This window comes from Coleofasciculus chthonoplastes PCC 7420 (genome assembly GCF_000155555.1).
In the GTDB taxonomy this organism is placed as follows: Bacteria; Cyanobacteriota; Cyanobacteriia; order Cyanobacteriales; family Coleofasciculaceae; genus Coleofasciculus; species Coleofasciculus chthonoplastes_A.
Map to the genome: position 1 here is coordinate 35,337 of NZ_DS989842.1, position 14,299 is coordinate 49,635.

8 protein-coding genes are annotated in these 14,299 nt (G+C 45.0%); 3 read left to right on the plus strand and 5 right to left on the minus strand.

Going from position 1 to position 14,299, the window contains the following annotated elements; genetic code table 11:
• Positions 1 to 69 precede the first annotated feature (69 nt).
• Positions 70 to 4,692 carry a hypothetical protein gene (locus tag MC7420_RS02330; RefSeq protein ID WP_006098611.1) on the minus strand — a complete coding sequence of 1,541 codons (4,623 nt, stop codon included), beginning with the start codon at positions 4,690 to 4,692 and terminating at the stop codon, positions 70 to 72.
• Positions 4,693 to 4,829: 137 nt separating this feature from the next.
• Positions 4,830 to 6,023, minus strand: coding sequence for an RNA-guided endonuclease InsQ/TnpB family protein (locus tag MC7420_RS02335; protein WP_006098721.1), 1,194 nt, complete (start codon positions 6,021 to 6,023; stop codon positions 4,830 to 4,832).
• 441 nt (positions 6,024 to 6,464) lie between these two features.
• Here MC7420_RS02335 and MC7420_RS02340 point away from each other — a divergent pair, with 441 nt between their 5' ends.
• Entirely contained in the window at positions 6,465 to 7,292 is an 828-nt protein-coding gene (locus MC7420_RS02340; RefSeq protein ID WP_006098730.1) for a Uma2 family endonuclease, read from the plus strand.
• 442 nt (positions 7,293 to 7,734) lie between these two features.
• On the opposite strand, the gene MC7420_RS02345 is transcribed toward MC7420_RS02340, so the two are convergent.
• Together MC7420_RS02345 and MC7420_RS02350 are read right to left on the minus strand one after the other, a co-directional pair.
• Positions 7,735 to 10,152 (minus strand): HEAT repeat domain-containing protein, encoded by a 2,418-nt coding sequence (locus MC7420_RS02345; protein ID WP_006098433.1) that lies wholly within the window; start codon positions 10,150 to 10,152, stop codon positions 7,735 to 7,737.
• A 342-nt stretch (positions 10,153 to 10,494) separates the two neighbouring features.
• Positions 10,495 to 11,268: a nucleoside phosphorylase gene (locus tag MC7420_RS02350; protein ID WP_044204600.1), complete on the minus strand. Its 774-nt coding sequence runs from the start codon at positions 11,266 to 11,268 to the stop codon at positions 10,495 to 10,497.
• A gap of 581 nt (positions 11,269 to 11,849) precedes the next feature.
• Here MC7420_RS02350 and MC7420_RS02355 point away from each other — a divergent pair.
• Both MC7420_RS02355 and MC7420_RS02360 read left to right on the plus strand, forming a co-directional pair.
• Positions 11,850 to 12,599 (plus strand): PEP-CTERM sorting domain-containing protein, encoded by a 750-nt coding sequence (locus tag MC7420_RS02355; RefSeq protein ID WP_006098511.1) that lies wholly within the window; start codon positions 11,850 to 11,852, stop codon positions 12,597 to 12,599.
• 251 nt (positions 12,600 to 12,850) lie between these two features.
• Positions 12,851 to 13,522 carry an HD domain-containing protein gene (locus MC7420_RS02360; protein WP_006098549.1) on the plus strand — a complete coding sequence of 224 codons (672 nt, stop codon included), beginning with the start codon at positions 12,851 to 12,853 and terminating at the stop codon, positions 13,520 to 13,522.
• Here the strand turns inward: MC7420_RS02360 and MC7420_RS02365 are convergent, their stop codons facing one another.
• Positions 13,523 to 14,215 carry a CPBP family intramembrane glutamic endopeptidase gene (locus MC7420_RS02365; RefSeq protein ID WP_044204604.1) on the minus strand — a complete coding sequence of 231 codons (693 nt, stop codon included), beginning with the start codon at positions 14,213 to 14,215 and terminating at the stop codon, positions 13,523 to 13,525.
• Positions 14,216 to 14,299 lie beyond the last annotated feature (84 nt).

Here is a 14,299-nt window from a genome sequence, read left to right on the forward strand (position 1 = left end):
GTAGTAGCTAGTTTGTAGTAGCCACTTTAGTGGCTTCAAATACTTAATTTCCCAGCACTAAAGTGCTGACTACAAACAAATCGCCATCCGATTCTGACATCCCTCAATCTCTAATTCCAGTCGCGGTTCTGGCTGATTACAGAATAGAACACCCCGATAACCACTAGCAACCAGCGTAAAGGATAACTGTTGACTTTCCCTAGCTTCCACCATCACATCTCCTAAATTTACCTGGCATTTTGCCCAATCTACACGTACCTCTCGATTACTGAGAATATCAGTAATTAAGACGTGATGGATTGATTTCATTACCTTAATTGCCAAGTGACGCACCGTGAATCCGATTACCCCATTCTCGAATTCCTCTACTCTTATTTCCGGGGGTAATCCAGTAATTGTGAGTTGCTCAGTGTTAGGGGATTGGGGACGTGTTGAGTGTGTAGGCGCGGGTTGAGAAACTTGCTTTTCACTATCGATAGTAACGTTTGTGCCAAACCCGCCCTGATTAGGTTTTGAGTTAACTCCCTTATCTGTCAAAGGACGTTCTCTTGGCGCTAATGGGGGAATCACCGAGATACCATCGGGATTAATTACCCACTGCTGCGCTTTTTTAATTAAATTCGACTGCAATTTTGCTGCTTTCCTCAGCTTCCCCTGATTTGTCACATAATCCACTTGTTTTTTCTTCGTCCCTATCCAACGTTCTCGGGCAAATTGACGCTGTTTTAGGTTATTGTCATTGACAAATTGCTCGTAGAATGCTAATATTTCCACCAATGCTCCAACTTTTTCCAGAGCAATTCCTATCTGTGGCATCAACAGGTAGTCTTGCCAGTCACAATTGGATAAAACCCGCTCTTTTATAAATTGTGCATAGTCCTGGCGTTGGTCTTTGCTCAAGTTTTGGGGGACTAATTCTGAACCTGCCAGTTCATAAACAATGTCGAAATTTAACGCGGCTTTTTCCTCGGTTGAACCGATGACATTGGGCAAATCGGTGTCTAGCAATTCGAGGGCATCTTGCCAGTATTTCTGGCGGAACAAATAACGGAAAAGTAGCCGCAGCAACTTGATTCTAATCCCATCCTGCGTCGCCAGTCGAAAACAGTCTTTGACTTTAGCTAAGTCATCCAACCCCACATAAACCACACAGGCTTGTTGGTATTCCTGCTTCGTTTCTAACGCCTGGGCGACATAGCGCAGCCATTTGCGATCGCGCGGTTTGTCAGCTTGCCGCCATTGGTGGATAATTTGATCAGCTTCGCCTGCTTGTGCCAAATACGCTAATCCTTCTGGCATACCGACAGTAAAGGCTTTTGCCCGATGATAGTCTGGGGTTTGAGTTGCATTACTTTCGTCCCAATACTGTATCGCTTGATCATAATTTTGGGCGCGATAAAAACAGGTTCCCGCTTGCACCTTTAGTTCTGAGTAACCCGCTGAGGCTAAGATAGCTAGAACGTCGCCAAACTGCTGCCATTGTGATGAGGGTATTGAGGAATCATTAGGAATGGTTTCAATGCGACGGGCATAATCTTTAATTCCTTGCTGCCATTGTTTTTGCTGATTAACCTGTTGATTTCCCTGAAGAACCCATGATTCATGACTGATAATATACCGAGTAAAACTATCCAGTGCGGCTAAATCATCAGCAGGTGTCACCATAAACCGCGCCAGGATGCCCTCAGCCGCTGATTGATGGTGGGGGTGCGAATCATACCAAGCCACCAATTCTGACCAGCATAGCCCCTGCCAGAAGCAATCCCACGCCTGATCGGATTCCCCCAACTCCAGGAAACAATGACCCGCGTCTCGATACTGCCTCTCAAACTTCAGCGCCCACGCCTGACAAGAGTTGGCTTGAGTGATATCCCCTAAATCCCGATAGAATTGTTTGGCTCGGCGTAGTAAACTGGGATTCTCTGCATGTAATCCTTTAAGCTGAAATTCTTGCGCGATCGCACCCGGGTCATCTTCACGCATTGTCTCTACCATATTTGGCATACCCGGTGCTAGGGTTTTCACATTATCTTGCCAACAGGCTTTCTGTTTAGCATATCCTAACATTGCCTGTAACAAGGCTTCATCACTGGCATAGTGCCACAGTTGACGGTTTCCTATGTCTGAATCGACGATAAATAAATAATCCGTTGCCCGACTAGCGGCGACATAGAGTTTATTGAAAAAGTATTCAACCTTAACTTTTTGATCAACGCCTTGTAGGTTCCAGACATTATCGCTACACTCTTCACCAAATTTATACAAAATTACCCGTTTAAATTCCAATCCCTTGGCAGAAATGGCACTTAAAACATTTTTTAAGGGTTCTGGGGATAGTGTGGAATGTTGAGTTAATTCTCTCATCTCCTCTGTTCCCTGTGACACACCGAGCGTGTTACCGAGCGGAGTCGAGGTAAGCCGAGGTGTTCCCTGTTCCCTCGGATTCAACTGCGGAAAGATTTGAGATAAGACTTCATCCGTTTGGGCATACGCCAATTCTTCCCCTTCCTCACAGGGAACAATGATAATCGTGTCTTTGATATAAGTAATTAATTCCTCCGCACTAATCGTCTGATTGAGAATAAACATTTGCGGTTCAGGAAAATCACCTGGATGCCATGCGGTTTGGGGTTGGAGTTCGGGAATGTCAAACAGAACGTGACGCCAAAGCTGAATTAAGTTGGTGAATTGAACAATAGACAGACTCGACCGATAGTTATAGGATAGTTCCTGAAAATTAACCGTCAACTTTAATTGATCCGCCGGATCAAGGGCGGTAATCACTTCGGCATCAAAAGCCGTTTGGGTGCTAGACCAATGGAATCCAGTTGGGTTTAAGGTTTGAAAGGGATCACCGGCAAAGGCAAAGGGTAAACTAGGAATCGGTTGGTATCCCAAATGGTATTGGGAAAACAGCGACAACCGCATAATAAGCTGTAACTCTAGGCGGGTAAAGTCTTGGGCTTCATCGCAGAATATGGCGGTATAGTGGGGATGATAACACTTCAAGTCCAAGACTCTGGCAATTAAATCTTGGTCATCCCAGTAATCCAGTTCCGTGGTTAGATGTTTATACCAGTGTTGCCAAATCGTGTCATAGATTCCCTGAAATTTATCTACATCAATCGTGCGTTCTTTGCGAGGAACTTCCTCTTGATAGTCTTCCGGCGTCATGTCGTCCGATTGACCATAGCCTTTAATAAAACTGCGGATAATGTGCCAACAAATTTCTGGAGAATAGCGGCGGGATTGGGGAAGATGCAAGATCAGTTTGGCTAGGGCGGGTTCGAGACAGGTTCCCTGATACAGTTGTTTGAACCGATGGAAGGAAATATAGTGGTCTGGATTAAACCGTTGTCGTTCCTGGGGGGGGAGTAAGCTTAACAGAAATTTACCGAAGGGTTGAAAATAGCGATCGCAATTGGGAATGTGATCACCGGGACTGCGTTCAGCGACAAAGCGGTGGTGGGAACGCAGGATTCGGTTGACTCCATCTCTGGCAATGTCTAATAACCGTTCATTGTAGGTGAGAAACAGGGGTTTACCCGGAAGCGGTTCGGGACGGCGATGTCCTTGGGGGGTGTAATATTTACGGTAGCAGTAGTCGGCAAACAGATAAATTAGCATCGTGGACTTGCCACTACCCGCCCGTCCATTAATAAATAGGGGAAGTGAATCGGTTTGGGGGGTAGGACAAGATACCGATTGCAGAATCTCCTCTTCTTCCGGGGAAAGGGCGAGATTTGCCTCTCTCCCCCGTTCAATCGCCAGCCAACTTTCGTCATCGGCTAAGAGGTAAGCGGGATAGGAACGACGGGCGAAGGGCGTTAATTCGTGGATAGTCAGGGATTGGGATAAGCGGTTGGGGGTGTTTGCACCATTAAATAGGGTGGTGCGCCGTCCCACGTCCCGAATCTCGGCGCTGGAGGGAGGGTGATCAAAGGCGGCTAAGAGAAATAGGACACCGCGAACACTGGCGTCGGTGGTTTCAATCTGGCTGTAGAGGACGTAACAATTGTTTTCCCCCCACAGGTTGACATTTTCGGGAAGGTGGGGTTCACGGGAAATAATCAGAGTTTCGGCGAAGCTATCGGTGGGGATGGCTGCACGATTACCATTACCATTTCCCGTAGATGGGGCGGTATGGGTATTAATCTGGGAAATAATCTGATAATAAGTTTTCCACGCCTCTTGCAGTTTAACCGTGGTCAACTGTCTCACCCATTCTTCACTTTCATAGATCACCCAATCGTCTGGGACAATATCTCGTTCCCATCCCGGCGGATCAAGCCAAGGGCGCAAGCGTTGCGGGAGTTCAGGTAACGGTTCAACCGATTGTTGCTGAGATTGGGCTTGGGTTAACCAATCGCGAATCTGTTGCCGATCGAGTTGGGGTTCCAGATGGGTGCGACCATAATCAAGGGGGGATTCCAGAAACTGTTCATAGTCGTGATCACCCCGTTTAAAGATATCAATGAAGCACAAGAGTTGCTGATGATCCAGATGCAGGATACGACCAATCAGGCGTTGGTTGAGGATGCGGCGCTTTAGGTAGGGATAAACCCGCTCAAACCGGGATTGCACTTCATCGAGTCGTTGAGTTTGCAGTTGAGTACACAGATCATCGATGCGATCGCGAATTCCATAGCGTTCTGCTTTCTCATTAAACCCAGAGGTGCGATAGATGTACATTCAAGCGTTCCCGTTCTTCTTCTTAGTCCCTATTCTCTTATTTTCGTCTAATGGAGAAAGTAGCGGAAACGAGTTGAGTAACATTTTATAGTGACATACTCCTACACTAACCTGAGTACAGGTATAGTGTAGGCTTCTCAACCAATCCGGCTATTGCGTAGGAGACGTTGAGCTTTAAGAACGGGATGCCCCTCCGCTCTATTTTTTATGTTGATAGCTGCGTTATGATCACGGTCAAGACTGCATCCACAATGGGGGCAATCATGCCATCGAACGTGCAACTTTTTGGGTACTTTCTCTCCACAATTCGAGCAATCCTGTGATGTGTTATGGGCGCTTACTGGAATTACCAACAAACCAGCTTTTTCGGCTTTGTTTGTCAGAATCGACAGAAAGTTTGACCACCCAGCATCCAGCACAGATTTAGCCAATCTAGTTTGAGTAAGTCCTTTAACGTTTAAATTCTCATGAGCAACACAGTCATACTTTGATAGTAGATAATTAGCTGTTTTGAAGTGAAAGTCCTTCCGTTTATCTGCTACCTGCTTGTGTTGTTTTCCTAGTTGCTTGATAGCCTTAAGCCTACCCTTACTCCCCTTTTTTCGGCGGGCTACCCGTTTCTGGATAACTCCTAACCGTTTTTGAGCTTTACGGTAATGTTGAGGTATCGCAATAGTTTCACCATCGGCAGTTGTCAAGAATTCCTTTAAACCTACGTCAATCCCTGTAATTGAATCGGGGTGAAAATCTGGCTTTATTTCCGGAACTGTCTTGTCTGCCATCGATAAGGTCAGATAGTAACCATCAGCTTTCTTGGTAACAGATGCTGTTTTTATTTTGAATCCATCAGGGATAGAGCGATGTAGGATAACTTTAACTTGGCCGAACATCGGTAAGTTGATTAGATTACCTTGCCAACACCCATCTTTCATCTGGGGATAAGTCAAGGTGCGATATCGGTTACGGGCTTTAAACCTTGGCTTCCCGCTACGTTGGCCGTTGCTATCGCCTTTGAGGAATTTATCAAACGTTACCTTTACTCTCTTGACTACATCCTGTAGGACTTGGGAGTAAATTTCTTTATACCAGGGATGGGTTTTCTTTAGTTGAGGTAAAGTTTTTTTCTGAGAATAGTAATCTGGGGGGTCTCTTAATTCAGGAAGATGACAGATTAAGGGACAAGCGTTTACTGGAGAACGGTTTTGCTCATACCAGTTGAATCTATCAGCCAACAAATAGTTGTACTGAGCGCACAGCATAGCTAGCCATCTGTCAAGTTCAATGACTTGCTGTTTGGTTGGGCGTAGCTTGTACTGATAAGCGGTTCTCATTGTCTCCCCAAAGGCTGGTGACTATCTTAATATACACCAATTACAGTTTCAGCGCTAAAGAGGTACATCGAAAATCAACACTCACCCGATTAATTTATTGGTCATTTCTGTACCGACAATGACCCGCCTATCCATCCCGACACCAACCTGGGTTGTTACTGAGCCTGTCGAAGTACAGGTATGGTGTGGGGCTTCCGGCGAACAGAGCTAAAATCCCGATGAGGGAGGAGGACGTCGGATCAATCCTGTTCGGTTATAGCAGTAGACACATCGATTAGGACTTTCGGCACCATTGTAGAGACGCGCCATGGCGCGTCTGGAACATAAATGATGTGTCCTAACCGCTATGGCGGTTGCTATAAGAGAAGCTGGGGCAGAATACGTTAACCTCATCGATGCGGGACAATAGGAGCAGTTATTTGTTGCCACACTCATTCGACTATGCCTGAAATACTAACGGAGATTAATCTACCGCCCCAATTTCCTGACCATACCCAGTTACCTGAATCAGATGGTACATTCGTAAAAAATTTCCAGGAGCATCCCCAAAGCCTAATTCTTACTGATTCCCTTGATTCCACCTTACGGCGACTGCATCCAGACGGGCAATATTGTATTGGACAAGATTGTGGGATTTACTGGCGCGAAACTGACCCACCGGAGAAGGGAGCAGAAGCGCCAGACTGGTTTTATGTGCCAAATGTACCGCCTCGATTAGATGGAGTCAACCGTCGCTCTTATGTGTTGTGGCGGGAATATATTACACCCACCATCGTCTTAGAGTTTGCCTCTGGAGATGGGAGTGAGGAACGTGATGATACTCCCTTATCTCGTACTGAAACTGGAGTCGTCACCAAACCTGGTAAATTTTGGGTCTATGAACGGGTGATGAGAGTTCCCTATTATGGCATCTATCAAATCAGCAACGATAGGTTGGAGATGTATCACCTTGTCGGTACGGATTATGAGCCGATGACTCCCAATCAACGGGGACATTATCCGATTAAACCGATGCAGGTCGAGTTAGGGGTATGGCGAGGAGTTGTCTTGAATCAGCCAGAACAATCCTGGCTACGTTGGTGGGATGAGCAGGGGAACTTATTGTTAACCGGACAAGAACAAGCCCAACAGGAGCGACTAGAGAAGCAGCAAGCGCTGCAGCAGTTAGAACAAGAGCGACAGAAACGACAGCAGTTAGCACAGCAGCTTCAATCCCTCACTCCGGAACAACTTCAAGCCTTGGGAATTGACCCAGAAATGCTCGGCTAAGTGTGGCTTGCTGCACAAATCAGGAAACTCCCTGCAGCAAACCCCAACTAGGCACTAAATTCATTAAACGGTTTTTTTGTCAAATCCGCCTCGGAGTGAGTCCAGACAATTGGGTGATGCAGCATACTTGTATTATTGAAATTTTTCCGACGCTAGCCCGAATAAAATAACGCCGAATTCAGGCGTTGAAGCGTTTTTTATTTAAAATTGACCGTAGTATAACCAAAATACACTATTCAAATAAAATAATACTACAACCTCAAACCCAGGTCAAATCAGGATTTATCGGTGACATTTTCTGCCCGCCCCAAGTCCCCTTGTCTTTACAATATTAAAACTTAAACCTCGAAACTAAAAGTTTTATTTATATTAGCACCGACAAGAGACAGTTCCTCAACTTGAGATAAATGTCAGCTTTTAGCTTAACGGTTTGAATCCCATTTTATTTTTTCAGGTTGAGAATAACTGACTCCAAAGTATCAGCTTGAGAGAAGTTTCCGGCTTTGAGGTTATTGTAGTGGCGTCGCAGTAAATCAATATCCTGGGGTTTCCAAGAAACCAAGGATGTAACTACAGCTATCTTTTCGGCTAAGTCCTTTTGCAGTCGTGGCAAATCCTGAGCGTTTTCCCAGACTTGGAGAAACAGTTCCAGTGTTTTTTTGCCCTCTTCGTAGTTGAGTGCAGTGGGAGTTGATTGAGGATAGCCTAACCATTTCAGCAGCATTTTTACTTCATCAGTACCCCCACTCAATAAATAAGTGGCAAACCGCCATTGTTCAAAATCTGGTTGATTAGGTTCATAGACATTATTCAAAATAAAAACAATTTCAGTTAACTCCAGTTTTCGGATATTAATTAATGCCAGAGCTACCCAGTTACGAATGTATGAGTCAACGGTTTCATCCTGAAGGAAGCTAAGAATTTCCGGGATGTATTGAGCGCCAGCTTTACCCAGTTTACCTAATGCCTCAACCGCCAAGAAGCGACGAACATCATAATCAATGGTTTCATTCTTGAGGAAATTGAAAATTTCAGGAATGTATTGAGCGCTATCTTCCCCCAGTTTGTCTAATACCTCACTCACCAAGAAGCCACTAAGTCTTGGATCAACGGTGTCTTCCTGGAGGAAGTTGAAAATTTTAGGAATGTATGGAATGCTAGCTTCTCCCAGTTTGATCAATGCAACAACTGCCGAGCCACGATAATCTGAAGAAACGGTGTCATCCTGGAGTAAGTTGAGAATTCCCGGGATGTATGGAGCGCTAACTATCCCCAGATTTCCTAATGCCTGAGCCGCCGATTTACGAATGTGTGAATCAATAGTTTGATCCTGGATAATGTTAAGAATTTCCGGGATATATACAGCGCCAGCTTTTCCTAGTTTACCTAATGCCTTAACTGCCGAAGAACGAATCCACAAGTTAACGGTTTCATCCTGGACTATTTGGGCAATTTCAGGGGCGTAAGCAGCGCCGGATTTTCCCAGTTCACCTAATGCATAAGCCGACGATTCGCGAAGTTGTGAGTCAATGGTTTCATCTTGGAGAATGTTGACAAGTTCAGGGGCGTAAGCAGCGCCAGCTTTCCCCTGTTTGCCTAATACCTCAGCCGCCAAGCCACGAACTTTTGCATCAGCGGTTTCATCCGTAAGGATGTTGAAAATATCAGGGGCGTAGGCAGCGCCGATTTTTCCCATATTCCTTAAGGCATCAGCCGCCGATTCACGAACTCGTAAATCAACTGTTTCATCCTTGAAGATGTTGAGAATCTCTGGGATGTATACAGCCCCAGTCTCGCCCAGTTTCCCTAATTTCTCAACCGCCCCGCTACGAACTCGTGAATCAACTGTTTCATCCTTGAGAACCTTGAAAATCTCAGGGATGTATGCCAGCCCAGCTTCTCCCATATTTCTTAATGCATAAGCCAAGGCATAAGTCGTCGAGCTTAGATCTAGTGAATCAACCGTTTCATCCTGGAGGAAGTTAAGAATGTCCGGGATGTATACAACCCCAGCTTCTCCCAGTCTGACTAATGCATTAGCCGCCCGACTACGAACTCCTGAATCAGCAGTTTCATCCTTGAGGATGTTAGCAATCTCAGGAGCATATATAGCCCCAGCTTCTCCCAGATTGCCTAATACATCAGCCGCCGAGCCACGAACCCACCCGTCAACGGTTTCATCCTGAACGATGTTGGCAATCTCAGGAGCGTATATAGCGCCCGCTTCTCCGAGTCTAACTAATGCATCAGCCACCGAGCCACGAACCAACCCGTCAACGGTTTCATCCTGGAGAAAGTTGAGCATATCAGGGATGTACTTGACACCCGCTTCCCCCAGATTGACTAATGCATCAGCCGCCGAACGACGAACCCATAAGTCAACGGTTTCATCCTGGAGAAAGTTGAGCATATCAGGGATATAGTTGACACCCGCTTCCCCCAGATTGACTAATGCATAAACCATCAGGCGACGAATGTGTGAATCAACGGTTTTATTCTGAAGGATGTTGGCAGCTTTCTCAGCAATATCCTCATCCTCTGGTTTTTCAATGACAGCTTGTAACTCCTGTGGCTCATATCGAATTAATTGCCAGAATGCATAGTCTTTAACTTTGTCATGCCCATCGTCGAGGGCAGCGATTATCCCATCAATATGCCAGGGTTGCGGCTTAGGCTTAGACGGTTCTTGAGCGCTAACCCAAGGAAGGGCAAGTGAGATCGTCAGGAATAAGGTAAATAGAAATAGGAAAAAAGGATAAACGGTTTTGGTTTGATTAAAAGTCTTTAACATCCTGGGAATTTTGCCGCCAGAGATTATACTAATCTCTCCAGTGTAGGCAAAAGCGATCGCAGACGGCACGGCTACCTCTTGCTGATTTCATCGCATAGCCCTCAACGGTTCAAACGGCAGTATGCTTGAGTCATGCCAACCTGCGATCGCGTCTCCAGAAAACACCCGTTGGCGTTATCGAAACTCATGGTAAAATTCCCCAAACAAACTTAATTCGTATTGGAAATCTGGTTGCTGATGACTTGCGATCGCGAGGATTCCAAGTCCTAGACGTACCCGATGAATTGGAGTTAACCGAAGCGATTGCTTGGATTAACCGCCGCGCCCGCCCTGATGATGTGGCGCTGTATGGGGAAAAGGTTCTGGCGATTCTCAGACGACTCTATCAATCGGCTGGTTTAGTAAACTGTTCTAGTCAACGTTTTCGGCAGCACGTATGGCTACCGCGATCGCACGCTGCACAGCTACCTCTTTCTCCCCGACAATCACCCCCTCTCCAGCCGTTCGCTGGGCAACAACACCACAAACACAAGCGGCGGCAAATCCATACACCCCCGCCATTTTCAATAATGTGCCACATTCCATCTCATAGTTGAGAACATTCAAACGACGATATTCTCGAGTAATGCCTTGAAGCCGACGGATTAAATAAGGATTCGCCGAATCGGTGCGTTCTTGCCCTTCATAAAATGTATCCACCGACGCCGTAATCCCCAGATAATGCTCAATCCCTAACTCCCGCGCCGCCTCCACTAATCTCACTGTCAGAAACGGATCAGCCGCCGCCGGATATTCAATCGGAGCAATATCATTAGCTGCACCTTGGCGACATAATGCTGCACGAGTAATCACAATACTACCCACCGGAACATACTCTTGAATCGAGCCACAAGTCCCCACGCGAATAATTGTCTCAATCCCCAATTGCACCAACTCATTCACCACAATACTCAGAGACGGTGCGCCCATGCCACTTGTCGCCGATAAAATCGGGCGATTATTGGACAATTTGCCCAGATAACTCTTTAATCCCCGATTTTCCGAGAGCAGACGCCCCTCCTGCAAATAGTCTTGAGCAATCTGAGAAGCGCGTTGCGGATCACCGGATAACAGCGCCAGGGTAGGCGGCGGTGAACCGAGGTCATCTTGCCCAAAGCCAAGGTGATACATAGAGGAACGGGTCATGCATGGGTTGAATAGGTTTGCTGTTTCCATTAAATCAGCCACAAGACCTGCTGCGTTGCGCCAAAAATAGAACGCTTAACTTCACTGGAATTTTCTTCGGATAAAAAATAATTGCACTTTATCAAAACTTGATAAATAACCTCATCTATCCCCACTTCAGTATTCCGGAATTTTACGGATATCTTTTTTTATCCGGGTCTTTTGTGAAGACCTCATAAAGCATTTACGAATTCCATAAAGTTTTCATAAATCAATGTTTTTATGTTTTGCACTATTTGCTTTATGAAGTTTTTATAATTGTTATTCATTAAAAATCCCTCAAGTTCTTACCATCAAAGGCTTGTAGCTGTTTTGCCCTGCCTTTGTATTTTTGATATATATCAAAGTTTTTGCAAAGTTAAGTAGTTTCACTAGACAGTAAAACTACGTATATGACACTATTTAATTAACTAAGCAACTTAAACAATTGTCCAGGAACAACAAAAAAAATGTAATCAAAGCCATCTGTTTCCCCTCAAATTAAATCTTCCAGATTTTTTCTTCAAAGAAGAGTCCTCGAAAACCTTTACTCGCAAGCAACCATGTTTACATCAACTGCCATGAAAACCTTATCGATGACAGCAGCTAGCGCGACTTTGATGGCTTTGGGAACAGGTGTGACTCCGGCTGAAGCGGTGACTGTATTCACTGACCGGATGGCTTGGGAAGAAACAGTGTCTGGTATTACTACGGAGACTTTCTCGACACCTCGAGACCAAAGTGAAAACTTACTCCTAGAAAGTGGGATTCAGGTTACAGGGATGTCATCAGTCTGGAGTTCTGGTCAATTTTATACCTCCACACCCAGTCGTTCTGAGAGTGTCGAGTTTGAGTTTCCCTCTCAAATACTCGGATTCGGCGCTGACTTTAACTCAACAACCAGTAATGGAGGATTAACGGTTTCGGGTTTGTTCGATGGAATACCGGGTATAGATACAGTCGTCTTCTCGGAGTATTTTCAGGGACAAGGTACTGGTTTCCTGGGAATCGTTGCGGATACAGCATTTAATTCCCTATCGTTTGCGATGCAGTCACCTCCACTGGCTGTCTCGGCGGCAAATGAAGCGTTTCAAATGGATAATTTCAGCTTTGCCAGCAACCTGGCTGATAGAGATGCTGTAAGTTTCCCAGAGTCACTAACTGACTCAGAGACAGAGAATAATAGAGGTGAACCAATGCCTCTTTTGACCGACACTAGGTCGGAATCTGTTCCTGAACCTACTTCAGTGTTAAGTCTCTTGATGATGGCTGTTTTGGGTAGAACTTCTCTGCGGAAGCGCCAAACTCGATAAGTAGTGGTCACGGCAATAGGCAATAAAATAGGGAATGGGTGCATCCCTTACATTGCCAAAGTCGTTCTGAGAAGGGACAAGAGAGAAAAAGAAAATAGTTCTGTTAAACGTGTTGACTAAAATAGGTGAGAATAGCTAGAGCGACAAACAGACTCACCAGTAACCAGCGACGCCGCTTCAAGATTTGATCCAGATATCTGTTCATCGTAACTCCTTTGCTTCTCGTATAAAAAGTTATAGTAACACTATTTATGCAGCATTTTACTGGCTCAATTCATGCTTTAAAATCTCAATGGGATAGAGCGATGAAACCGTTTCAAGTTCATCCTCACCTTAGCCAGAACGTATTTATTGAATTAGTTGCTGCTTATTCTAATCCAAAACGATTCTATCACAATCTCAACCATGTCAAACAAGTTTTAACAACAATTGAAGAGATCCGTGAACATAGACTCACCCCCCAACTTACTACTCTGGATTTCTCGATCATTCGTGTCGCGGCTTGGTTTCACGATATCTTTTATGACCCAAAGTCAGACGACAATGAAGAAAAAAGCGCTAATTACGCAGAATTGGCATTAAACCAATTGAAACTGCCAATTGCACCAATAAGGCGAATCAAAACTCTAATTTTGCAGACTAAAACCCATCAAGCTTCAGTGAATGAACTGGACTGCCAAATTCTCTTAGATGCTGATTTAGCCATTCTGGGTACAGCCGAGTTAGACTATTATAGTTATGCTTATGCTATTCGACAAGAATATTCCTGGATTCCCGATCAAATTTATCGTCCAAAACGAAAACAGATTTTACAGAACTTTTGCCAACGGGAACGACTCTATTTAACGAATCCGATGTTCAATCAATTCGAGGAACGCGCTAGGCAGAATTTACACTTAGAAATCTCATTGTTATCATCGTAGCTACCCAAACAGCAGATGCCAACCCACAATTGCGATCGCTAAATCGGCGAGAATGTGGCTGATGTAACTTGACCATAAGGTACGATAGGTGAGATAACACCATGACCATACTGCCCCAGCGATAAATACGCCCACGGAACCTAATAGGACGACCCCCCAATCAGCAGTGTAAGCGGCTAAGGCAATAATGTGATGGAGAGTGAATAGCATCGCCGCCAAGAATACGGCTTTTGTCCCAGATACCAATACCTCACATTTTTTATACACAAACCAACGCCAGATATACTCTTCGATTAACGCATTAATAAACGTAAAATACAACGCGCCACCCAGATAAATCTTTGGGCTAGTAATACCTGCTTGCTTTGCCTTAGTCCGGACATCTGTCACATCAATCCACTGTTGACCTAACAGCCAATAGGCACTGAGAATAATCCCAAACATCAACAGTCCTAATATTGTACCTACTAACAATTCATTTTTTTTCGGTAGGGATAGTCTAAATTTGCCATGATCCACCCAAATAAACCAGACTAGGGGGAGTGCCAATAACCAGACTTTGCACAGGGAAAATATCATCTGTCCTAGAGAGCCTGGTGCAATATATAATGCCATGGTTACTCCGAAGCTGGCAGCAGATACAAGCAGTAGCAACGCAAAAAATGCTTTTTTACGGGGATGAGTAGTTAGCATTTGACCATTTGTGGCACTAAGTTTATGTTGTATTCAACGCTAAAAGCTTTAATGGGATTCACGCGCAAAGGTATGTGCCACTTT